The 22,585-nt window shown below is 59.5% G+C and carries 19 protein-coding genes; 2 read left to right on the top strand and 17 right to left on the bottom strand.

Features of this window, described 5'->3' with window-relative positions; all coding sequences use genetic code 11:
- The first annotated feature begins 155 nt into the window (after window positions 1-155).
- Complete coding sequence (argS, locus tag MOQ06_RS08045) at window positions 156-1,889, top strand: arginine--tRNA ligase (protein WP_242172303.1); 1,734 nt, start codon at window positions 156-158, stop codon at window positions 1,887-1,889.
- 33 nt (window positions 1,890-1,922) lie between these two features.
- Here the strand turns inward: argS and MOQ06_RS08040 are convergent, their stop codons facing one another.
- The 16 genes from MOQ06_RS08040 to MOQ06_RS07965 form a co-directional block, all read right to left on the bottom strand.
- The gene (locus MOQ06_RS08040) at window positions 1,923-3,062 is read right to left on the bottom strand and encodes a glycoside hydrolase family 105 protein (RefSeq protein WP_242172302.1); all 1,140 of its coding nucleotides are present in this window, start codon (window positions 3,060-3,062) and stop codon (window positions 1,923-1,925) included.
- A gap of 4 nt (window positions 3,063-3,066) precedes the next feature.
- A complete protein-coding gene (locus MOQ06_RS08035; protein WP_148418087.1) occupies window positions 3,067-4,650 on the bottom strand; it encodes an MFS transporter in 1,584 nt (527 codons plus the stop codon).
- Between the two features lie 260 nt (window positions 4,651-4,910).
- On the bottom strand, window positions 4,911-5,306 hold the full coding sequence (locus MOQ06_RS08030) for a flagellar protein FlhE (protein ID WP_176611196.1): 396 nt from the start codon (window positions 5,304-5,306) through the stop codon (window positions 4,911-4,913).
- The gene (gene flhA, locus MOQ06_RS08025; protein WP_148418089.1) at window positions 5,303-7,381 is read right to left on the bottom strand and encodes a flagellar biosynthesis protein FlhA; all 2,079 of its coding nucleotides are present in this window, start codon (window positions 7,379-7,381) and stop codon (window positions 5,303-5,305) included. The genes MOQ06_RS08030 and flhA overlap by 4 nt, the downstream gene beginning before the upstream one ends.
- Window positions 7,374-8,522, bottom strand: a complete 1,149-nt coding sequence (gene flhB / locus MOQ06_RS08020) for a flagellar biosynthesis protein FlhB (RefSeq protein WP_148418090.1) — start codon at window positions 8,520-8,522, stop codon at window positions 7,374-7,376. The genes flhA and flhB overlap by 8 nt, the downstream gene beginning before the upstream one ends.
- Before the next feature lie 150 nt (window positions 8,523-8,672).
- Entirely contained in the window at window positions 8,673-9,317 is a 645-nt protein-coding gene (cheZ, locus tag MOQ06_RS08015; protein WP_176610028.1) for a protein phosphatase CheZ, read from the bottom strand.
- Window positions 9,318-9,327: 10 nt separating this feature from the next.
- Window positions 9,328-9,717 (bottom strand): chemotaxis response regulator CheY, encoded by a 390-nt coding sequence (gene cheY, locus MOQ06_RS08010; RefSeq protein ID WP_008500431.1) that lies wholly within the window; start codon window positions 9,715-9,717, stop codon window positions 9,328-9,330.
- Window positions 9,718-9,734: 17 nt separating this feature from the next.
- A complete protein-coding gene (locus tag MOQ06_RS08005; protein WP_242172301.1) occupies window positions 9,735-10,784 on the bottom strand; it encodes a chemotaxis response regulator protein-glutamate methylesterase in 1,050 nt (349 codons plus the stop codon).
- Entirely contained in the window at window positions 10,781-11,647 is an 867-nt protein-coding gene (gene cheR, locus MOQ06_RS08000) for a protein-glutamate O-methyltransferase CheR (RefSeq protein WP_017384409.1), read from the bottom strand. Before cheR ends, MOQ06_RS08005 begins: the two co-directional genes overlap by 4 nt.
- Window positions 11,648-11,666: 19 nt before the next feature.
- A complete protein-coding gene (tap, locus tag MOQ06_RS07995) occupies window positions 11,667-13,268 on the bottom strand; it encodes a methyl-accepting chemotaxis protein IV (protein ID WP_242172300.1) in 1,602 nt (533 codons plus the stop codon).
- 44 nt (window positions 13,269-13,312) lie between these two features.
- Window positions 13,313-14,980: a methyl-accepting chemotaxis protein II gene (gene tar / locus MOQ06_RS07990; protein ID WP_242172299.1), complete on the bottom strand. Its 1,668-nt coding sequence runs from the start codon at window positions 14,978-14,980 to the stop codon at window positions 13,313-13,315.
- Window positions 14,981-15,066: 86 nt separating this feature from the next.
- Entirely contained in the window at window positions 15,067-16,029 is a 963-nt protein-coding gene (locus MOQ06_RS07985) for a spore coat U domain-containing protein (protein ID WP_242172298.1), read from the bottom strand.
- Entirely contained in the window at window positions 16,026-18,410 is a 2,385-nt protein-coding gene (locus tag MOQ06_RS07980; RefSeq protein WP_242172297.1) for a fimbria/pilus outer membrane usher protein, read from the bottom strand. Before MOQ06_RS07980 ends, MOQ06_RS07985 begins: the two co-directional genes overlap by 4 nt.
- Complete coding sequence (locus tag MOQ06_RS07975) at window positions 18,386-19,147, bottom strand: molecular chaperone (protein ID WP_148418097.1); 762 nt, start codon at window positions 19,145-19,147, stop codon at window positions 18,386-18,388. Before MOQ06_RS07975 ends, MOQ06_RS07980 begins: the two co-directional genes overlap by 25 nt.
- 16 nt (window positions 19,148-19,163) lie before the next feature.
- Window positions 19,164-19,712, bottom strand: coding sequence for a spore coat U domain-containing protein (locus MOQ06_RS07970; RefSeq protein ID WP_242172296.1), 549 nt, complete (start codon window positions 19,710-19,712; stop codon window positions 19,164-19,166).
- A gap of 7 nt (window positions 19,713-19,719) precedes the next feature.
- On the bottom strand, window positions 19,720-20,292 hold the full coding sequence (locus MOQ06_RS07965; RefSeq protein WP_148418099.1) for a spore coat protein U domain-containing protein: 573 nt from the start codon (window positions 20,290-20,292) through the stop codon (window positions 19,720-19,722).
- Between the two features lie 426 nt (window positions 20,293-20,718).
- On the opposite strand from MOQ06_RS07965, the gene MOQ06_RS07960 reads away from it, so the two are divergent.
- A complete protein-coding gene (locus MOQ06_RS07960) occupies window positions 20,719-21,978 on the top strand; it encodes a dicarboxylate/amino acid:cation symporter (RefSeq protein ID WP_242172295.1) in 1,260 nt (419 codons plus the stop codon).
- Between the two features lie 102 nt (window positions 21,979-22,080).
- Here MOQ06_RS07960 and cheW read toward each other — a convergent pair whose 3' ends face one another.
- Window positions 22,081-22,584 carry a chemotaxis protein CheW gene (gene cheW, locus MOQ06_RS07955; RefSeq protein WP_003859699.1) on the bottom strand — a complete coding sequence of 168 codons (504 nt, stop codon included), beginning with the start codon at window positions 22,582-22,584 and terminating at the stop codon, window positions 22,081-22,083.
- Window position 22,585: the final 1 nt, after the last annotated feature.

Genomic DNA, 22,585 nt, shown 5'->3' with positions numbered 1-22,585 from the left:
GCTGCATGTTTATGCACGCTTTCTTAGCCTGGATTCTGAGCGATCTTCGCCCCCCGCAGTGCTGACGCCCGAAGGCATTTGCAGTATACTCCCGCCCTAAATTCTTAAACTGGCGCGGGCGAAGTTTACCCGCATCAAAAACGTAAGGTATCCAGGTGAATATTCAGGCTCTTCTCTCAGAAAAAGTCAGTCAGGCACTGATTGCCGCAGGCGCGCCTGCGGATTGCGAACCGCAGGTTCGTCAGTCAGCAAAAGTACAGTTTGGCGACTATCAGGCTAATGGCGTGATGGCAGTGGCTAAAAAACTGGGCATGCCGCCGCGACAGCTCGCTGAGCAGGTACTGACGCATCTGGATCTCACCGGCATTGCCAGCAAAACGGAAATCGCCGGTCCGGGCTTTATCAACATTTTCCTCGAACCCGCGTTCCTGGCAAGCCACGTTGATGCAGCGCTGAAATCCGAACGCCTCGGCGTGGCCCAGCCCGCGCCGCAGACCGTGGTCGTTGACTACTCGGCGCCAAACGTGGCGAAAGAGATGCACGTAGGCCACCTGCGCTCCACCATCATCGGTGACGCGGCGGTACGCACGCTGGAATTTCTCGGCCACAAAGTGATCCGCGCCAACCACGTCGGCGACTGGGGCACCCAGTTCGGCATGCTGATCGCGTATCTGGAAAAACAGCAGCAGGAAAACGCAGGCGAGATGGCGCTGGCGGACCTGGAAGGGTTCTACCGTGAAGCCAAAAAACACTACGACGAAGATGACGCCTTCGCCGAGCGCGCGCGCAGCTACGTGGTGAAGCTTCAGGGCGGCGACCCGTACTTCCTCGAGATGTGGCGCAAGCTGGTAGACATCACCATGTCCCAGAACCAGCTTACCTACAACCGTCTGAACGTGACCCTGACCCGCGACGACGTGATGGGTGAAAGCCTGTATAACCCAATGCTGCCGGGCATTGTGGCGGATCTGAAGGCCAAAAACCTGGCGGTGGAAAGCGAAGGCGCCACGGTGGTATTCCTTGACGAGTACAAAAACAAGGAAGGCGAACCGATGGGCGTGATCGTCCAGAAAAAGGATGGCGGCTATCTCTACACCACCACCGACATCGCCTGCGCGAAATACCGTTATGAAACCCTGCACGCGGACCGCGTGCTGTATTACATCGACTCCCGCCAGCACCAGCACCTGATGCAGGCGTGGACTATCGTGCGTAAGGCGGGTTACGTGCCGGACTCCGTGCCGCTGGAACACCACATGTTCGGCATGATGCTGGGTAAAGACGGCAAGCCGTTTAAAACCCGCGCGGGCGGTACGGTGAAGCTTTCCGATCTGCTGGACGAGGCGCTGGAGCGCGCGCGTCGTCTGGTAGCAGAGAAAAACCCGGATATGCCTGCCGACGAGCTGGAAAAACTGGCTAACGCGGTCGGCATCGGCGCGGTGAAATACGCGGATCTCTCCAAGAACCGCACCACCGACTATATCTTCGACTGGGACAACATGCTGGCGTTTGAAGGCAACACCGCGCCATACATGCAGTACGCCTATACCCGCGTACTTTCCGTATTCCGCAAAGCCAGCATCGACGAAAGCGTGCTGGCGAACGCCACGGTGACCATTACCGAAGACCGTGAAGCGCAGCTGGCCGCGCGCCTGCTCCAGTTTGAAGAGACCCTCTCCGTGGTCGCCCGTGACGGTACGCCGCACGTCATGTGTGCTTACCTGTACGATCTGGCCGGTCTGTTCTCCGGCTTCTACGAACACTGCCCTATCCTGACCGCCGAGAGCGAAGCGGTGCGTAACAGCCGCCTGAAGCTGGCGCAGCTGACGGCGAAGACCCTGAAGCTGGGTCTGGATACCCTGGGTATCGAAACCGTAGAGCGTATGTAAAAAAAAACCCGGCGGTCGCCGGGTTTTTTATTATCAGAAATACTTCCGCAAATACTCCGTCAGGCACAGTATCGCCATTGCCTGCCCGTACGGCATCGACGTGAGCGGTATCTGGCGATAAAACTCAAGTTCGCTTCCCATCCCGGTCCCGAACGAGGTTTGCAGCAGCTCCCCTTCCGGCGAGATGTTTTTCACGATACCGCGAATCGCTTTCTCCGCCACGTCAGCATACTCTGCGCTAACGTAACGCTTGCGCACCGCTTTCAGAATACCGTAGGCAAAGCCTGCCGTAGCCGACGCCTCCAGATAGGACAGAGGATCGTCGAGCAGCGTATGCCACAGGCCGCTGTCGTCCTGACATTTCGCCAGCGCGGCAATCTGGGCATTCAGCACCTGCACCAGATAGCGGCGCACGGCGCTGTTTTCCGGCAGATCCACCAGTTCGAGGAAGTCCGGGATCACGATGGTCAGCCAGCTGTTGCCGCGCGCCCAGCGGGCATGAGCAAAGTTATGGTTACCGTCGTAGCTCCAGCCGTGGAACCACAGGCCGGTCTCCCGGTCCATCAGGTTCTGCACGTGCAGCAGGAACTGGTACACCGCTTCCTCAACGTATTCCGGCCTGTTCAGCAGCTTGCCAATTTTTGCCAGCGGCAGCACCGTCATCATCAGCGTGTCGTCCCACATCTGCTGATGGTTCTCTTCCGCCAGGGTGATATGCTGCATGCCGCCGTGTTCGGTGCGCGGCATTTCACTCATCGCCCACTCCGCCCAGCTCTCCAGCCACGGCAGCCAGGCCGGGTTCCGGGTCTCTTCGTAGCGATAAGCCAGCGTCAGGAACGGCGACATGGTATTCACGTTTTTGGTGGTTGCCCCTTCCGCAAAACGGTCAGCAAACCAGCCGTCGATAATGTCGCGCATCCCCTCGTCGCCGGTCTGGCAGTAATACTGCCAGATACCGTACAAACCGACGCCGTGCGTCCATTCCCACCCGGCCCAGCCCTTGGTGTCGATCACGCGTCCGTCGTCCAGCCGCAGCAAAAATTCACCCGTTTTGTCGTGGATAGTGACCAGGTTATGCGTCACTTTCTGAATCAGCGACTTCAGCTCATCCCGGGCAATAAAGCGCTCAGGCTGGCGCAGTAGCGGGCTATGTTTGACAGGCCAAACTTTCATAATCTTAACCTCTGTTGTATGTCGAATTCAGTACCGCACGGTCCTTCAGCGCAGGTGCTGCCGGCTTATTGCGATTCAGGTAACCGATGTTGTTATTGCCCCACAGGGAGTCGTACGGCATACCGGCCAGCATTTCCACGGTGGCGCGGGCGTGCGGGGTTGCCGCTTCAGGCATCGCGCGGCCGGACTCGCGCATTTTCGCGGTCTCTTCGCGCAGCGTGCTGTGGGTTTGCAGATTGAGCCTGAAGCGCAGGGAGACCAGGAAGCCGCAGAACAGCACCAGAATGGTGCCGACGCTCAGGATCATCAGGATGGTGTGGCTCACTTCCGCAGGCTGCACCTTCTGGCCGCTGACAAAGCCGGACATCTGCATCACAATGCCCACCAGCATCACCGCACCGGCCTGAGACGCTTTGCGGGTCAGGGTCATGATGCCGGCGAAGATGCCCTCGCGACGCTGTCCGGTGATCACTTCGTCCACGTCAGCAATGTAGGTGTAGGTGTTCCACGGGACATAGTTGATACCGCCGCGGCCTAGACCGGCAACCGCAGAGATAAGCAGCAGCAGAGCGTAAACGTCGCTCAGGCCCGCGTAATACAGCACGGCGTAAGAGAGCGAGGCCAGGCCAAACAGCACCACCACCATGCGGTAAGACGGCGCGGGCCCAAAGCGAATGCACAGCGGGATCATCCCAATCACGGCGAGGAACTGGAAGATGGCCATCGTGCCCAGCAGGTTAGAGGCCATAGACGCTTCCTGCATCAGCACAAACACCACGTAATAGGTAAATACGGCGTTGAAGACGTCCTGCGCAATGTAGCCGCCGAGGTACATGCCGAGGTGCTGGCGGAAAATCTTGATGCGCAGCGTCGAGCTTAACTCCACGAACAGACGGTTCAGGCTCTGGCCCAGGGTGAGCTTTTTCTTCTCTTCTTCCGCGCGCAGGGCCGCTTCGGACCACTCCTCGCGCGGGCGCTCCCAGGTGAAGAACCAGACAAAGATCAGCATCAGCGCGCACAGCACCGAGAAGACCAGGCTTGCGTAGAAGAAGGAGATCGCGTTGTCTTTACCGAAATGCGTGAGCAGGATACCCGGCAGGAATGAGGCCAGAATGGCGGACATCTGCGCCATTGAGATACGGGCGCCGGAGAATTTGGTTTTCTGTTTGAAATCGTCCGTCATCTCCGGAACCAGCGTTTCATAGGGCACCAGGATCATGGTGTAGACGATATCGAAGATCAGATAGGTTAGCAGGTAGTACCAGAAGCTCATGTCCCCTACCCACATCAGCGAGTAGCTGAACACGCAGGGAATACCGAGCAGGATAAAGAACTTACGGCGGCCAAAACGCTTGCCGAGCCAGGTGGTGCCAAAGTTATCCGTTAAAAAGCCCATTAACGGGCTGACAACCGCATCAAGTACCCTTGCGGCGGCGAAGATAAAGGTTGCTTCAATCGGAGTGAGCCCACAGAAGGTGGTATAAAAATACAAAAGCCAGGCCGCCGTCAGCGCGGTGGTACCCGCCCCGAGGAAGTCTCCTGACCCGTAAGCAAGATAATTTGCGAGTCCAATTTTACGTGTTTTCATTGCCGTCAACCCTAATCAGTTTTGGGAGACTCCCTGTAAGCAAACCTCATCCGGGAGCTTTTACACGGCTACAGTAAAAGTATCGACCTGGTGAAACCTTTCTGTTTCTGCCATCACAGGGTGGCGAATGGCAAAAATGCAAAGAGTGTCGATACGCGTGTCACTGATTTATAAAACAGCGTTTCTTTTGTATCAAAAGGGAAGGTCAATTTTGCGAGCCAGCCTTCAGAAATGCGGAAGGCTGGCGAAAAGGCAGGCGGCTAGCGGTAGTTAACGAGGACTTCGTTGCGCTGAATCTTCAGCGCCGGGATCAGGCGGCCCCCGCCCGGCACTTCCCAGATGAAGCGTAACGGCTCCTGGGCAGACACGCCGTTGAAGGCCCGGGTAGTACCGTTCTGACCGTCGATTTCCGCGCAGCGGGACAGCGAGCACAGGCGCACCCGCAGCCCGGCAGGCGTCGGTCCGATCGGCGTATAGCTCCACACCACCAGCGTCATCTGCCCGGAGACGGGTTCAGGGGGAGACAACGGACGGGAAGCGATCGACTCTCCCCGATGGTTAAGCGTCAGGCCGATGCTGCTGGCCTGCCATGAACCCTCGCCTGCGGCCTGCGCCGCGAGCGGGAAAAGTAAGATCCACAGCCACTTACGCATTATTTTCCTCCTATGGTCGCCGTCATGCGGATATTGCGGTTGTCGGACAGCTCCATGTTCGACAGCACCACCAGCTGGTTCAGGCTCCGGCGCAGGAAGCGCGACAGCAGCGGACGCAGCGCGTGGTTCACCAGCAGCACCGGCGGCGCGCCCAGCATCTCCTGACGCGCCAGCGCCTCCTGGGTTTGCGCCAGTAATCTGTCCGCCAGTCCGGGCTCCAGCCCGCCACCGCCCTGGAGCGCCTGGAGCAGCAGACGCTCCAGCGGCGTGTCGAGGCCAATCACCTGCACCTCGCCGGTTCCCGGGAACCACTGCTGGGTGATAGCCCTTCCCAGCGCCACGCGCACTACCGCGGTCAGCTCGTGCGGATCGTTTTGCAGCGGAGCATGTTCGGCCAGCGTCTCGAGGATGGTGCGCATATCGCGAATAGGCACCTTCTCGTCGAGCAGGTTTTGCAGCACCTTGTGCAGCGTGGTTAAGGTCAGCACGCCCGGCACCAGGTCTTCGGTCAGCTTCGGCATCTCCTGGGTCACGCGGTCGAGCAGCTGCTGCGCCTCCTGTCGTCCGAACAGTTCGGCAGAGAACTGGCCGATCAGGTGGTTGAGGTGTGTCGCCACCACGGTACTGGCCTCGACCACCGTGTAGCCCTGGATCTGCGCCTGCTCTTTCAGGGCGCTCTCAATCCAGATAGCCGCCAGGCCAAAGGCCGGATCGATCGTCTGCTCGCCCGGCAGCGTGCCTGCGGCGGTGCCCGGGTTAATCGCCAGCCAGCGGCCCGGATAGGCGTCACCGCTGCCGATCTCAACCCCTTTCATCAGAATGCGGTAGCGCGCCGGCGGGAGGTCCATATTGTCGCGAATGTGGACGACCGGCGGCAGGAAGCCCATATCCTGGGCGAATTTTTTACGGATGCTGCGGATACGGCCAAGCAGCTCGCCATCCTGCTGGAAATCCACCATCGGGATCAGACGGTACCCCACCTCCATGCCCAGTGAATCTTCCAGCTGAACGTCGTTCCAGGTGGCTTCGACCGCCTGGGTGTTCTCGGGCATTTTAACCGGCGCAGGCTCTGCCGCAGGCTGGGTTTCCCGGCCGCGCATCCACCAGGCAAGCCCCAGCAGCGCGGCGGTAAACAGCAGGAACACCAGGTTCGGCATCCCCGGCACCAGGCCGAGCAGGCCGAGAACCGCCGCAGCCAGCAGCATCACCCGCGGGTTGCTGAACAGCTGACCAACCATCTGCTCACCCACGTCCTGATCGGTGCTGACGCGGGTAACAATTACGCCTGCCGCCGTGGAGATCACCAGCGCCGGGATCTGGGCGACCAGGCCGTCACCGATGGTCAGCAGCGTATAGCTTTCCGCCGCGTGGCCCATGTCCATGCCGTGCTGCAGCACGCCCACCAGCAGGCCGCCGACGACGTTAATCACCATGATCAGAATGCCCGCGATGGCATCACCGCGCACAAACTTACTCGCACCGTCCATGGAGCCGTAAAAGTCTGCCTCCTGGGTCACTTCGGCACGGCGTTTTTTCGCTTCATCTTCCGCGATCAAACCGGCGTTCAGGTCGGCGTCGATCGCCATCTGCTTGCCCGGCATCCCGTCGAGCACAAAGCGCGCGCCCACCTCTGCGATACGCCCCGCGCCCTTGGTGATAACCATAAAGTTGATGATCACCAGGATGACGAACACCACGATACCGATAGCGAAGTTACCGCCCACGAGGAAGTGGCCGAAAGCCTCAACCACCTTACCCGCCGCGGCCGCACCGGTGTGACCTTCCATCAGGATAATACGAGTGGAGGCAACGTTCAGCGCCAGCCGCAGCAGCGTGGTGAACAGCAGGATCGTCGGGAACGCGGCAAACTCCAGCGTGCGCTGGGTGAACATCGCCACCAGCAGCACCATGATCGACAGCGCGATGTTGAAGGTGAAAAGCAGGTCGAGGATAAATGCCGGCAGCGGCAGCACCATCATCGACAGAATTAGCAGGATCAGAATCGGTCCGGCAAGGATCTGCCATTGCGTCGATTTCAGGTTGCCGGGCAGGCGCAACATTGCCACCAGATTAGCCATCAGTGTCCTTCTCGTTCAAAAAATCCAGTGCTTCAGGCACCGGAAGGTTCTCAGGTTTTACAGGTCGTTGACCGCCTGCTAAACGCCAGCGTTTCAGTTGCCACACCCAGGCCAGTACCTCTGCCACAGCGGCGTAGAGCTGTCCCGGTATCTGCTGACCTATTTCCGCGTGGCGGTACAGCGCACGCGCCAGCGGCGGGGCTTCAAGGATCGGCACGCGGTTTTCGGTCGCGATTTCACGAATGCGCAGCGCAATCAGCCCTGCCCCTTTCGCCACCACTTTCGGCGCGCTCATTTTGTTTTCATCGTACCGGAGCGCCACGGAGTAGTGGGTCGGGTTGGTGACAATCACGTCAGCCGTCGGCACGTCTTCCATCATGCGACGGCGCGCGGCGGCACGCTGCATCTGGCGAATGCGGCCCTTAACGTGCGGGTCGCCCTCCATCTGCTTATATTCGTCGCGGATGTCCTGACGTGACATGCGCAGCTTCTTGATATGGGAATAGATCTGGAAGATGACGTCGAAAGCCACCATCGGAATAATGCTGAGCACCACCAGCAGCGAGCATAACCCGGCCAGGTTGAGGGCGTTTTTCATCGCCGTCAGAGGGGATTCGGCGATCAGGCGCATCATTTCCGGCCAGTTGTGCCAGAGGAAAAACCCGGCCGTCCCGCCCATCAGCAGCGATTTCAGGATCGCTTTAAGCAGTTCCGCCCCCGTTTGCGCGGAAAACATTTTTGCAATGCCGGGAAACGGATTGAGCTTGGAGAATTTTGGCTGCAGTGACTTACCGCTAAACACCAGACCGCCGAGCATGACCGGGGAGACCAGCGCCACGATGACCACGCCGACGATCAGCGGCAGTAAGGCAATCATCGCGCTTTTTACCAGGTTGATGATCTGAATCAGGATTAGATTAGGATCGTTTACCATGCTGTGGTCAAAACGTAAGCCGGCTGAGAGCATGCCCGCCAGCCTGCGCGCAAGCAACTCCCCGCCCCACCAGATAATGCACACGCCGACCACCAGGATCAGCAGCGATGTCAGCTCCCGGGATCGGGGGATTTGCCCATCCTCACGCGCCTTTTCAAGCCGATGGGGTGTGGGGGCTTCCGTTTTGTCGTCGTTATCTTCTGCCACTGTGCCTGCTCGCAGCCCATTAATTCACGGGTATCATGCCAGCGCAGAGAAATTCCAATGGCGGGAAAAGCCCGTTTAATCGGGCTCTTTTCACTGATTATGTCATTGACTGCCTCAGGCCGCGTTCGCGACCCGAGGCAGAGCGGGCTATCAGAAACCCAGGCTGTCGAGCAGATCGTCTACCTGGTCCTGGCTTGCCACCACGCCCGCCTTGCTGGCGTCGAGCTGTGGGCCATTGAGCAGGCTTTCGTTCTCGCGTTTCGGACGGGCGGCTGGTTCGGGAATGTTCTCCAGCAGCACCATCAGCAGCTGACGCTCAATTTCCTGAATCACATCCATCATGCGCTTGATCACCTGGCCGGTAAGGTCCTGGAAATCCTGCGCCATCATGATGTCCAGCAGCTGGGCGTTGGTGAAGCTGGTGTGGCCCGGCACGTCGCCAAGGAACTGGCGGGTATCGGTCACCAGCTCGCGCGCGTCCGCCAGCTCGATGGGGTTTTCAAACCACTCGTCCCAGCGCCGGGTCAGGGCTTTTGCGCCCTTTTCCATCGCGTCCTGGTGCGGCTGCGACGCCTCAACGCTGTTCAGCGCGCGCTCGGCCGCCTGAGCGGTCATCTGCACCACATAGTCCAGACGGTCGCGTGCGTCAGGAATGGCTTCCGCCGCTTCGGCGATAGCCTGGTCCAGCCCCAGCTCGCGCAGGCTGTCGCGCAGCATGCGCGTCAGGCTGCCGATGCGGGCAATGATGTCGCTCGGCGAATGTTCTTCAACGGGTTTCATAGCAGGTTGCATCATAACCAACTCCTCACATGCCGAGTTTCTCGAAGATCTTGCCGAGCTTCTCTTCCAGAGTCGCCGCGGTGAATGGCTTCACCACGTAGCCGCTTGCGCCCGCCTGTGCGGCGGCGATGATGTTCTCTTTCTTCGCTTCTGCGGTCACCATCAGTACCGGCATAGAGGCCATGCCCGCATCGGCGCGAATGGTTTTCAGCAGCTCCAGCCCGTCCATGTTCGGCATGTTCCAGTCAGAAATCACAAAACCAAACCCGCCAGCCTGCAGCTTGTTCAGCGCATCCACGCCGTCCTCTGCTTCTTCAACGTTGTTGAAGCCCAGCTCTTTCAGCAGGTTGCGCACAATGCGTCGCATGGTGGAAAAGTCATCCACAACCAAAAACTTAAGCTCTTTATCCGCCATAAAATAATACTCCTGAGTCAAATACGTATTGCCTGTCCGGCACTGATTTTCGCCAGCATCTGCTGGCTTACCTGGCTAAGATCGACCACTTCGCTCACGCCACCCATGTTGATGGCCTCGCGCGGCATGCCGAACACCACACAACTTGCTTCATTCTGCGCAATCGTCCAGGCGCCAGCCTGGTGCATCGCAAGCATTCCGGCGGCGCCGTCGTTGCCCATCCCCGTCAGGATCGCTCCCACGGCGTTGCGCCCCGCATGTTTCGCCACCGAATGAAACAGCACATCCACCGACGGACGGTGCCGGTTAACCGGCGGCCCGTCATGAATTTTGATTTGATAGTTCGCCCCGCTGCGCGTCAGCTCCATATGCTTGTCCCCCGGCGCGATATACGCATGCCCCGGCAGCACGCGCTCGCCGTCCTCCGCCTCCTTCACGCTAATCTGGCACAGCTTGTTGAGGCGCTCCGCGAACGAGCGGGTAAAGCCTGGCGGCATATGTTGCGTAATCAGGATACCCGGGCTTGAGAGCGGCAATGGCTGGAGTACATGGCGAATTGCCTCTGTTCCTCCGGTTGACGCGCCAATCACCAGCAGCTTTTCCGAGCTGAGCAGCGGCCCCGCCTTCAGCGCTGCCGGAGCCGCCATCGGTTTGTGCGCGGCGAGCTTCGCCCGGGACGCGGTGCGGATCTTCTCGGCGATCGTTTCGCTGTACGCCAGCATGCCCTCGCGAATGCCGAGCTGCGGCTTGGTGACGAAGTCCACCGCCCCCAGCTCCAGCGCGCGCAGAGTGATTTCAGAGCCCTTCCCGGTCAGGGAGGAGACCATCACCACCGGCATCGGGCGCAGGCGCATTAATTTTTCCAGAAAATCGATGCCATCCATGCGCGGCATTTCGACATCCAGCGTCAGCACGTCGGGGTTATATTTCTTGATTAAATCCCGCGCGACCAGCGGATCCGGCGCGGTGGCCACCATCTCCATATCGCTGTGGCTATTGATGATTTCGGTCATGATCTGGCGCATCAGCGCCGAATCATCGACTGACAATACCCTGATTTTACTCATGCTTTTTCCTTACTCAGCGCATATACCGTTTGCCCACGCAGGCTAAACTCACGCACGAGGTTGCTGAAGTTTTCCGAGTGCCCGGCAAACAGTAAACCGTCAGGCTTGAGCAACGGAACAAAGCGACGCAAAATGTCCTGCTGCGTCGTTTTATCAAAATAAATCATCACGTTACGGCAAAAAATGGCGTCAAAAGGCCCCGGAACGTTGTACTGCTTATCCAGTAAATTAACGGGGGCAAATTCCACGCAGTTCGCCAGCTCCTGGCGTACGCGCACCAGGCCTTCGTGAGGGCCGGTGCCGCGCATGAAGTAGCGCTGCAGCTGCTGAGGAGAGAGCGTTTTCAGCTCATCCTGGCGATAAACGCCGTTGCGCGCTTTTTCCAGCACTTCGGTGTCGATATCGCTGGCGTACACTTTCCAGCGGCCCGGCGCCATGCCCAGGGTGTCTGCCAGGGTGATGGCCAGCGAGTACGGCTCCTCGCCGGTAGAAGCCGCAGCGCTCCAGACGCGATACTCTCCGCTACGGCGACGGGCGTGCTCCGCCAGCACCGGGAAGTGATGCGCTTCGCGGAAAAACGCGGTCAGGTTGGTGGTCAACGAGTTGATAAATGCCTGCCATTCGGCGCTGTTCTGGTTCGCTTCGAGCATGCTCAGATAGCGGCCAAAATCGTCCAGCCCCAGCGTGCGCAGGCGCCGCACCAGCCGGTTATAGACCATGTCTCGCTTATGGTCCGCAAGCACGATCCCCGCACGCTGGTAGATTAACTGACATATCCGACGAAAATGCGCGTCGGACAGCGCGAGGCGCTGTGTCATCTGCAACAGTAATGACGTTTGCCCTGAGGGCATGGGTGATGTCATAGCGCCTTCTTAATCACATTCAGGATACAACGGGCACGGCCTGTGGCCGTCCGACTTCGGTTACTGCTTCAACGTGCTCTTTCAGATTAAATATGGCGACCAGCCCGGTAAGGTGGTCAGCCTGGTTTGCCAGCTGTTCGGTTGCCGCCGCCGCCTCTTCCACCAGCGAGGCGTTCTGCTGCGTTACCTGATCCATCTGGGTCACGGCCTGCGCCACCTGTTCAATGCCGCGGCGTTGCTCATCGGACGCCGAGGCGATTTCCCCCATAATGTCGTTAACCCGCGTCACGGAGGTGACAATCTCGTGCATGGTCTGCGCTGCCGTATCCACCAGGGCCGAGCCCTGCTGAACGCGGGAGACCGACTCTTCAATCAGCCCTTTTATCTCTTTCGCCGCGTTGGCGCTGCGGCTGGCAAGGTTACGGACTTCCCCTGCGACCACCGCGAACCCGCGCCCCTGCTCGCCGGCGCGCGCCGCCTCCACCGCGGCGTTCAGCGCCAGAATGTTGGTCTGGAACGCGATACCGTCGATAACGCTGATAATGTCGCCAATCTTCTGCGAGCTGGCGGCGATGTCCTGCATGGTGCTGGCGACGTGAGAAGCCTGATCGCCTCCGCGCTTCGCCGTCATCGCCGCCTGTTTCGACAGATCGGACGCCTGGCGCGCGTTATCGGCGTTCTGGCTTACCGTCGCGGTTAGCTGCTCCATGCTGGCCGCCGTCTGCGCCAGCGAAGCCGCCTGCTGCTCGGTGCGGGACGACAGATCGTTATTGCCCGCCGCAATCTCTGAGATCCCGCTGTGCATGGCGTGGCTGCCCTGCCGCACGTCGCTTACCGTTTCCCGCAGCGAGCCCTGCATGGCCTTAAGGCTTGCAAAGATCGCGGATATCTCATTTTTCCCGTACACGGCAACCGGACGCGCCAGGTTGCCACCCGCAATGCTGTCGAAGTGGCTGCTGACGACCGCCAGCGGCTGCACGATCGTCCTGCGCGCCCACCACAGCGAGCCGCCGGTTAACAGCGCCGCCAGGACAACCATGGTCAGGAAAATCACCCCCGACGTGCGGTAGCTGGTCCGGCTGTCCGCGCCGGCACGCGCGACAAACTGGTTAATGTCCTGCTGCCACGCGTTGAAGCTGCCGTCGAACGCCGCCTGCGAGTCCTGCACCGGCGCGGTCAGGAAGTCAGAAAGCTGGTTGTTCTCCAGCCACGTTGCCTGATGTTCCAGATCGCCGTACCAGGCATCAAAGTTCTTCTTCATGGCGCCCTTCAGCGCTTTCTCTTTTTCACTTACGGCTTCCTGCGCCGTAAATGCCTTAAACTGCGCATCGGCCTGCTTCAGGCTGCTGCGGGCAATCGCCATCAGCGCCTTAATATCATCCGGCGGATAGCTCAGCGCGGTTAACGTCCCGGCTTTGTTCAGCGCGGTGCTTGCCTGCAACAGCACGGCACGCGTTTGTGCCAGCGCGGAGCGCTGCTGATTACTCGTCTCAACTTCCTGCAAATTCTGATAGCCATCGCGAAACGCCCAGAAAGACAACCCGTTACTGCCAACCTGCAACACCCCACACAGGATCAGAATCAAAAACAGTGTGGTCGAGATACGAATACGATTTAACATCCACGCTCCCATCAAGCGGCAAGCGGCCGCGGTTTAACTGTCAGTCAAAATGTTTCCCAGTTTTCATCTTGTCCGGTCACCGCTGCGCGCGGGCGTGTCGCCGCGGGCGCCGGGGCTGCGTCGTCGTACCCGGTACGCGCGCTGACCGTATTTGTCATTGTTGAAGTAAGACGGAACGCCGAGACGGCCATTTTCAGGCGGCTCGCCTGGTCCTCCAGCGCGGCAGCCGCGGCGGCGGACTCCTGCACCAGCGCGGCGTTTTGCTGCGTCACACGATCCATTTCCGATACCGCCAGGGCGACCTGGTCAATACCGCGACTCTGCTCGTCCGATGCAGAGGCGATTTCACCCATGATGTCCGTCACGCGAGTCACGGCATTCACGATGTCATTCATGGTTTCACCCGCGCTTTCCACCAGCACCGAGCCGGTATCCACGCGTGAAACAGAGTCTTCAATGAGGGCTTTGATCTCTTTCGCCGCATTGGCGCTGCGGCTGGCGAGGTTACGCACTTCACCGGCGACGACCGCAAACCCGCGCCCCTGCTCGCCAGCACGCGCGGCTTCCACGGCGGCGTTCAGCGCGAGAATGTTGGTCTGGAAGGCGATACCGTCGATAACGCTGATGATGTCGGCAATTTTCTTTGAGCTGTCGGCAATGTCGTGCATGGTTTTCACCACGCCGTCTACGACCCGCCCGCCGCGCTGGGCGGTGTCGGAGGCGCTTTCCGCGAGCTGAGACGCCTGACGGGCGTTGTCGGCGTTTTGCTTCACGGTTGCCGTGAGCTGCTCCATGCTGGCCGCCGTCTCTTCAAGGGCCGACGCCTGCTGTTCGGTACGGGATGAGAGATCGTTGTTGCCCATCGCAATTTCGCTGGTGCCGATATAAATGGCATCCGCCCCCTCACGCACGTTCGCGACGGTCTCAATCAGCGAACGCTGCATGCGATCGACGCTGGTTGCCAGCTCGGTGATCTCGTTGCGCCCGGAAATAACCAGCGTTTTCGTCAGGTCGCCGCGACCAATCTCGCGGATATGGGCAATGACGCGGCCAAGCGGGTTCAGAAGGATATGGCGAATGCCGTACCACACGGACATCAGCACGATGACCAGCGCGAGGGCGAGAACCGCCATCTGCCATTTCGCAAAGCGGTAATCGTTCTGGCTCTGCGTAAACGCGGAGTGATAAAGCTCGCCGCTGGCCTTAGCGTACTCCCCGAGCGCCGCGCCGAGGGCGTTCTGCATCCCCTGGGTCGGCTGGGCGAAATAGGCCTCCATGTTGCCGTTCTCAAGGAACTGCACCAGCTCCGTCAGGCCAGCGAAGTAGGCCTGATATTTTTCATCTATGTTTGCGCTCGCCTGCGCCATTGCTGGCTGAGGGGCGATTTTTTTGAAGGTGTCGTAGTGTTTTGCCGCGTCGGCCAGCGTCGCGCGCGCGTTCTTCAGCAGTTCCGTTTTCGCGCTGCTCTGCTGGTTGCCAGGATCCATCATCATGCGGGCGGACGAGCGGCTCAGGTTAATACGCGTCTGCAGCATCAGGTCCCAGGTCGTGGTCAGCTCGCTCTGCTGCATGCGCACATCGTTCGAGGCCGCGAAGCTGTCCTGGTTTTGTTTTAACGACGAGAAAAAGAGGCCGCCGGAAATAAGCTGAAGAAGTGCGAAAATGACCAGCACCAACATAAGCATTGTGACAACGCGGATACGGTTCAACATACAACACCTTCTCATAGATTTATTAACGGTGTTATCGGCACAGGCCACGGGAACTTTACATTTGCGAAAGGGAAAAGCGCGGGGAGTCAGAACGCAACGTCAACGATCAGCGTGTCGGTGTAGGTACCTGCCGGCGGCGTGGCCTGATTGGTCAGGACCTTAGCGGTGTAGTTATAGGTGCGCAAAAGCCCGTCGGTGCTGACCTGGGAGGAGCTGGCGCTGGCCCAGCGCTCGCTGCCGCTGCCGCCCCAGCGGTTGCCCGACGCCTCTTTAAAGATGTCGTAGCTCATAAAGTTACTGCCGCTGACCATACGGCGAACGTTGTTCAGGGCGTTGGCACCATTGTTTATGCCTATGGTGTAGGTGCTGCCCTTGGTGCAGGTGACGGCAACGGACTGTGAGACGGTGGGAAAGTTTTGCACCAGCGGCGCGCTGTTGAAGTTGACGTCCGGCGTGCTCATGGTGCTGCAATCGTTGGTCACGTTCATGTTGAGGAGAATGGAGGTGGTCGCCGTGCCGGTTTGCGGCGTCAGGCATGCCCCGGCGACGCCAACGGCACAGACGTTGTAACTGATGCTGAACGTTAACAACACCTGGTACGGCCCGGCCGTGACGTTCTGCCCCGGCACGGTACGGAAATAAAGCGGAATATTGTAGCGCCGTGACCCCAGCAGCCCGAGCAGCGTGTTGCCGCTCCAGCTATAGGTTTTACTGATTTGCACTTCACTGTTTGCGCCGCAGCCTGAGGCACCGCACAGGCGCGCAGGGATCACGTCAGCGATGGCCGCGTTGTCGGTACGTTTCATGGTGGCGCGGCTGTTGGCGGCTATCGACGCCGAGGTGTAGGTCAGCGTCACCGAGTCGTTGGTGAGCAGGTTGAGAACCGTGTCGCAGGCCACCACCAGCGTGCCGGTGGTTTGCACCTCCCCCGTACCGCTAAGGGCAAACGACGTGACGCTGCCAAACGCGGCATTCACCGTACTGACGGTGCAGGCCGCCCAGCTGCCGCCGGAGAACAGCAGCAGGAGCGCGATAAGCAGGCGCTTCACGGCGCCTCCCGGCAGGTCAGCGGACCGAAGGTTTGCAGCTTATGCCCGGGGTTTTCGCCCACGGTCAGCGTGGCGGTACAGCGTTTGCCGTCCGGCATGGTGACCTCCAGCGGGTTCACGTCGTTCAGGTTTTCCAGCCAGGCGATGCCGTCATAGCCAACCACCGCATTGCTGCGGGAAGCGCGCCTGACCTGGCTTCCCACCGGAACGGCATTCCCCTGCGCATCGTGAAGGATCACGCTGGCGACGCGCTCCTGCTCCATCGGGAAATCCACCAGATAGCCGTTGTGGCGGCGAATCGCCACCCGCCTCTCGGTCTCTTTCAGCCGGGTATCCGCCGGCAGGTTCAGGGTATCGATGCGGTAGCTCGCCGGATAATAGGCTGACACGCCGCTGACCAGCAGATAGCCTTTGCTATTGGTCTTGCCGACCGGCTGGTTTTCGTAGCTGACGGGCACGTCCGGGTGACCGTCGGTGCTAATAACCACAAACGCGTCGTTGATTTTATTCGCCGCAAACAGTTCACCGTCCATCAGCACGATGGAGCCCATCGCCTCGCCCCACCACGTCATCATGCCCTGCTCGCCGTAGCCGCCCCCCTGAAGCTCAACGTTATTGTTGCGCCAGCCGAGCGTGGCCTGCTGGTAGTTGCTCGAGCGCGACTGGTTGGCCCAGGCCATATTCCAGCTAAAGCCGCCGTCCGAAGGCATCGAGTGGTTATAGTTGACGCGCTGGGTGCTGCCCGCGTCCGGGGTATTTTCAAAGGTGACGGCAGCGCTGTCCCGTTCCCCCAGCGGCACCTGAAGCGACAGCGCGACCGTCCAGTCGCCCCGCTGCTGGTCGCGGCTGGCGGCCAGATAAATACTGCTTGAGCCCCACAGGTTTCGGCTCCAGGAGAGGTTGAGCAGCTCGGTTTTCTGGCTGTCAAAATTCTCCACGCCGATCCACGCCGCGCCGATATTGCCGTAATCCCCGAGGTTAAAGGTTAGGGAGTACTGATCTGTGTTGCGGCTCAGGCTCGCGACGGGGTTATCATATTCATCATAAACGGTGGGCCGATCGTAAAGAGCAAGGTTGCCGAAGCCGCGGTCGCGCCGGGTATGCTGAGTTGCCACGCTAAACTCGCTGGTGCTGTACTGATAGCCCCAGTTCATCTGCCCCCCTTCGTCGCCGCGCATCCGGCTTTGGGTGTAAGAGGTATTGACCACCCCAAATCGCCCGAGCTTCACCACCGTGCCCGCACCGCCGAGCGCCAGCGACTCCGCCCCCTCCGCATGGCCTTCCAGCGTCAGCCAGTCCGTAACACCGTAGCGATACGATCCGCTGCCCGCCGCCGGGCCATAATCAAAATTCTCGATGCCGTAGTTGCGCCGCAGGCTACCCAGCGTCACTGCGCCGTCGCTCAGCCCCTGCTTCAGCACATCGCTGCTGACGTAAAACGGCAGCGTGGTGCTCACCTGCCGCCCCAGCGCGTCGGTGGTGACCAGTACCGCATCCCCCGCGCCGTTAATATAGGGCAGATTGGTCAGGGTAAATGGCCCCGGCTGAAGACGGGTGGAGCCGGAACGGTAGCCGTTGATAAACAGATCGACCGAGGTAGGCACCGCCGCCTCACCGGAAAATTCCGGAAGCGGCCAGGTCACCAGATCCGGACGCAGGGAGAAGTCGCGCCCGTAGCTGATCCCGCCCATGCGCACGCTGCTGCTCCAGCTCAGCGCATCGCTGATGACGTCCCCGGCGGTCCAGGTGGTGGCATCGTCCTCGTTGGTGATGAGCAGGGTTGAGTCGTAGCGCACGTACCCCTCCTGCTGCCCGCTGCTTCCGGCGAAATTCTGTCGCGCGTACCCTGTCGAAGAAAATGAATAGTCTTCGTTGAAATAGCGGAACTCATGCCACACCGACGCCTGGCCGCCCGTGTGCTCGGTATGGTTGGTATAAACGTCGTAGTTGAGCAGCGCGCCCCGGCCATAATGCGGCTTGCTTTGCGCGCTCTGACCGTTAAACGAGGTGACCCGCGCCGCAACCCACTCCCGGGGAACCGTCAGCAGCAGCCGCTGGGCGCTGCTGTCATACTCCACGCGCACCGATGAAAGCGTTGAAAGGTTCACCTCTCCGGCAGGCACGTGCTCCGGCGGCAGCCCGGCGCGAAGCAAATCCGCCCCCGAAATAAACCAGGCTCCCCCGCGCTGCGTCACGGGCACGACCTGGCCCGTGTCATAGTGGTTCAGCACCAGTGCGAGCTGGAACACGGCTTCGCCGTTCATCGACCGCGCGTCCGGCGGCGGCGGTAAACTGTCGTCACCGCCTTCGGCCCACGAGCTGGTACTGACGCAAAGCAGGATCATCATTGCCGGTTTCAGCTGTCGGGGGTCGATTGCCATTGCGTATCCCTGGCATTGATTTGCGCGCTCATCCGGTTCGGCTGGTAAATACCTGCCGGAAGCGGCCAGCTTCGGGTGCTGCCCGGCAGCACATAGCCCAGCAGCCCCTCGGCAACCGTGCGTTTTTGCCCGCCCTGCTCAACCGCAACCTGACTAAGCCTGACGTGAACGTCCCCCTGATTGCGCACCTGCAGCGCGGGTTTACCCTGCTCCTGAATGACCCGCCAGCTCAGGTTGCCGGGGTTTACCAGCGCATGATGCGCGCCTTCGTTGATGGTGGGGATCCCCTGACCGTAGACGAATAAAGGAATGGAGTAGCGCATTTGCAGCTTGAGGCCCATGGACGGTTCGGCTTTGGCATCCGGCTGGGGCAGTTCATCCACGATAATGCGGTAGGCTTGCTCGACGCCCGACGGGATCGTCCCCTGCCTGATCAGGCGAATCAGCTGTTTATTGCCCCTGCCGATGGTCACAATTGGCGGGCTGGCGACCACGTCCTGCTGCGCCGTATAGCGCTCATACCCGCCCTCCTGCTTCCAGCGCACAATGCGCACCTGCATTGTCGTGGCGCTGTTTCCCTGATTCTGGATCCACAGCTCCGTTGCTTTGGCGTCTGCCGAAAGCCACGGATCGATGGGCCACAGGAGAATGGTTGCCGCTGCCCGCGCCTGACCCGCCGCGAGGGCCGTCGTCCCCAGCAGCCCCGCCAGGCATAACCGCCTGAAAAATGGCTTCATCAATGCTCTCCCTTTCCTACCATGACAAGGTCACGGTGAGTTGATCTGAATAAGTTCCCGGCAGGCTGAACCCCGTCAGGAGCGCGACGCCAAATAAAGGCAGCGCGATGTTATTGCTGTTGGTATAGGTAATTGGTATGGCCTGGTTAACCCCTATTTCACTGTTTGCGGCCAGCGAGCTGCTGCTGTAGAGGCGGTATCCGACCACCTCTGTCCCGCCTGAACGGGTCATCCGCCGCACCGAGCTGTAGTTCTGCCCGCCGTTAATGCTCATGCTCAGCGCCACGCCCGGCGTACAGGCGATGGACAACGCGCCGTCGGCGACAAAGCTGGTGCTCACCGGCGTGTTCTTCACGCCGCTGTGGCTCCCGAAATCCAGGGTCCCGAAGCGTCCGCCCGTGCCGGTGCTCACCGAGCAGCCCGGTACAACCGTCGCGCTCACCCTGAATGACTGGGTGGTCACCGCCCCGGCGCCGGGGATCATCATCAACCCGGCGACCAGGGCTAAAAAAGGGTGCACGACGCCCTCTGCGCGCTCGCGCAGACGTGAACACAACGCCTTCATGGCTGAACTAGTAGGTTACGCTGACGTTAATCGTGTCGGTGTAGGTTCCCGGTACGACCGTCACGCTGTTGCCGCCGCCCGTTATGCGTGCGTAGAGGGTGTAGCTATCCACCCCACCCGCCGTAGAGGCGACCGGCAGCGCGGCGTTATTTGCCACCACGTTGTTGTAACCGCTATCGCTGAACAGGCTGTAGGCCACGCCCTGCGCCGCGTTGGCGGTGTTGATCAAATAGCGGCCCGGCGTACCCGGGGTGCCGACAACGGTACCGGGCGCGGTGGCGTTGGTGTTGCCGGTAATCGCCACCGTATAGCTGGCGGTGGTGCATTGAATGGTAAAGGTGTTACCTCCGCTGGCGCCGGTCAGCTGCGTTGTCAGCGTGGAGAAGGTAGCCGGATGGGTCCCAAAATCGAGTGTCCCGAAGTTAATGCCGTTTTGCGTTGGCGAGCCGTTGATTAAGCAACCGTTAGTCAGCGTGAGCGTCGCACCGATAGTGCCGCTACTGGTGACCGCCAGGGCCTGGCCGACGGTCGTCGCCGCCAGCAGCGTGCCCGCGCAGATAACAAGAAGTTTTCTTTTCATTTACCGCCCTCCGGGAGAAATTCTGGTTCGCTTGCCATATTTTATTCATACTGTTCAGTATGTTAGCCCCGCTTAAACATCCCTCACCGCGGTTACTGAGAATTTAGTTTATGGATACTGCTTCAACCACTTTCGCCGCTCTGACGGCAATACGCCCTGAATTAACAGACTATTAACAAATATTACAAAGAGTTAGGAAAATAAAACGGGCATTATTCTTGCTTGCCCTGAAGATATATCGCTTAAAGTGTGATCTCGATCACGATATATCGGCGAAGCAAAAACAACTAATTCGATAAAAATTAAAAACAAGTTGTATGTGACGCAGCTTTACTTCAATTTATGCCCTGAATATTTTCCTGTGCTTAAATAAAAAATTTGCATGTGTTGGCACAGGAGCTCTTTTAGTGCATAGAGGATCTTTTTGTGGCAAGTGCAAATAAACTCACGCTCTTCATCGTGATTTTCATGCTGGCGGGTATTCTTTCAGGCGCGGCGATCCACGAGTATGCTTCGCCCGACGCGATTCAGGCCTGGTCGGAGAACATTACGCTGCTGACCGACATTTTCCTGCGGCTGATTAAAATGGTGATTGCCCCGCTGGTGTTCAGCACCCTGACGGTGGGCATTATGAAGCTGGGTGAAACGTCGACTATTGGACGCGTGGGCGGCAAGGCGATGGTGTGGTTTATCAGCTCATCCGTGCTGTCGATCCTGGTGGGGCTGTTTATTGTTACCCTGGAACAACCCGGCAGCGGCCTGAACCTGAGTATTCCGGCAGAGACGGTTGATACCGGCCTGGCCGTTAGCGGCATGTCGCTGAAGGCCTTCGTATCGCACACGATCCCCACCAGCATTGCGGGCGCGATGGCGAACAATGAGATCCTGCAAATTGTGGTCTTCTCGATGTTCTTCGGCATCGGCGGCGCGTCATTAGGCCAAAAATTCAACGCTCCGCTGGTTGCGGCGCTGGACGTGGTATCGCACATTATGCTGAAGGTGACGGGCTACGTGATGTACGTTGCGCCGCTGGCCATTTTCGCGGCGATTTCGTCCGTCATTGCTACCCAGGGTCTGGGCATTCTGCTGAACTATGCCTCCTTTATCGGCGGTTACTACGTGGCGATCCTCCTGACCTGTATGGTGCTGCTGGCGGTGGGCTACATGGTGCTGAAGAAAAACATTTTCCGCCTGGTGGCCATGCTGAAAGATCCGGTGCTGGTTGCGTTTACCACCAGCAGCTCCGAAGCGGCGTATCCTAAAACGCTGGAACAGCTGGAACGCTTTGGCTGTTCACGAAATATCGCCTCTTTTGTCCTGCCCATCGGCTACTCGTTTAACCTGGTTGGCTCTATGGTGTACTGCTCGTTCGCATCCATGTTTATTGCCCAGGCGTACAATATTCACCTCAGCTTTACCGAGGTCACGGTGCTGATGTTAACCCTGATGCTGGCGTCAAAGGGGATTGCGGGCGTACCGCGCTCGTCGCTGGTGGTGCTGGCGGCAACGATTCCGAGCTTTAATATTCCGGTGGCCGGGATCCTGCTGCTGATGGGGATCGACCATTTCCTGGATATGGGGCGTTCGGCTATCAACGTGCTGGGGAACGGCATTGCGACGGCGATGCTGTCGCAGAATGAAGGCGCGCGCGAGGCGCAAGCGGAGCTGGTGGAGCAGGAAGCGTAAGGGTGTAAAAAAGGTGAGGCCTGTTGCCCTCACCCCGTCCCTCTCCCACGGGAGAGGATGCTAACGCTAAAAACGGCAACCGGGTTGCCGTTTTGCGTTTACCTATGCCACGTGATTGGCCGCGATATCCAGCAGCGCCATCTCTTCGCTGTTGAGCAGCTTCTCAATATTCACCAGAATCAGCATACGCTCGCCGAGCGCGCCCAGCCCCGTCAGGTATTCCGTTGACAGCGTGACCGCAAACTCCGGCGCGGGACGGATCTGGTCGGCGGTGAGCGACAGCACGTCAGACACGCCATCCACCACGATGCCCACCACGCGCTGCCCGAGATTCAGGACAATCACCACCGTGTTGTCGTTGTACTCCACATCGCCCTGGCTGAACTTCACGCGCAGGTCCACGATTGGCACAATCACGCCGCGCAGGTTGGTTACACCCTTGATGAACGCAGGCGTGTTGGCAATGCGCGTTACCTGATCGTATCCGCGAATTTCCTGCACTTTCAGGATGTCGATACCGTACTCTTCGTCACCTAAAGTGAAAACCAGGAATTCCTGCCCAGATGGCTCGCCCGCCAGTTTCGTTACGTTACTCATACCGGTCATG

Source organism: Enterobacter sp. I4, from assembly GCF_022669095.1.
Taxonomy (GTDB): domain Bacteria; phylum Pseudomonadota; class Gammaproteobacteria; order Enterobacterales; family Enterobacteriaceae; genus Enterobacter; species Enterobacter pasteurii.
This window is presented reverse-complemented; position numbering and strand designations above follow the sequence as displayed.

What these genes read in the sequence shown, in the direction of transcription:
- MOQ06_RS07975 (WP_148418097.1), bottom strand. Translation starts at nt 19,147, where the DNA reads ATGAAGCCATTTTTCAGGCGGTTATGCCTGGCGGGGCTGCTGGGGACG.
- MOQ06_RS07980 (WP_242172297.1), bottom strand. Translation starts at nt 18,410, where the DNA reads ATGGCAATCGACCCCCGACAGCTGAAACCGGCAATGATGATCCTGCTT.
- cheR (WP_017384409.1), bottom strand. Translation starts at nt 11,647, where the DNA reads ATGACATCACCCATGCCCTCAGGGCAAACGTCATTACTGTTGCAGATG.
- cheW (WP_003859699.1), bottom strand. Translation starts at nt 22,584, where the DNA reads ATGACCGGTATGAGTAACGTAACGAAACTGGCGGGCGAGCCATCTGGG.
- MOQ06_RS08040 (WP_242172302.1), bottom strand. Translation starts at nt 3,062, where the DNA reads ATGAAAGTTTGGCCTGTCAAACATAGCCCGCTACTGCGCCAGCCTGAG.
- tap (WP_242172300.1), bottom strand. Translation starts at nt 13,268, where the DNA reads ATGTTAAATCGTATTCGTATCTCGACCACACTGTTTTTGATTCTGATC.
- cheZ (WP_176610028.1), bottom strand. Translation starts at nt 9,317, where the DNA reads ATGATGCAACCTGCTATGAAACCCGTTGAAGAACATTCGCCGAGCGAC.
- cheY (WP_008500431.1), bottom strand. Translation starts at nt 9,717, where the DNA reads ATGGCGGATAAAGAGCTTAAGTTTTTGGTTGTGGATGACTTTTCCACC.
- MOQ06_RS08035 (WP_148418087.1), bottom strand. Translation starts at nt 4,650, where the DNA reads ATGAAAACACGTAAAATTGGACTCGCAAATTATCTTGCTTACGGGTCA.
- MOQ06_RS08005 (WP_242172301.1), bottom strand. Translation starts at nt 10,784, where the DNA reads ATGAGTAAAATCAGGGTATTGTCAGTCGATGATTCGGCGCTGATGCGC.
- MOQ06_RS07965 (WP_148418099.1), bottom strand. Translation starts at nt 20,292, where the DNA reads ATGAAAAGAAAACTTCTTGTTATCTGCGCGGGCACGCTGCTGGCGGCG.
- MOQ06_RS07970 (WP_242172296.1), bottom strand. Translation starts at nt 19,712, where the DNA reads ATGAAGGCGTTGTGTTCACGTCTGCGCGAGCGCGCAGAGGGCGTCGTG.
- tar (WP_242172299.1), bottom strand. Translation starts at nt 14,980, where the DNA reads ATGTTGAACCGTATCCGCGTTGTCACAATGCTTATGTTGGTGCTGGTC.
- flhA (WP_148418089.1), bottom strand. Translation starts at nt 7,381, where the DNA reads ATGGCTAATCTGGTGGCAATGTTGCGCCTGCCCGGCAACCTGAAATCG.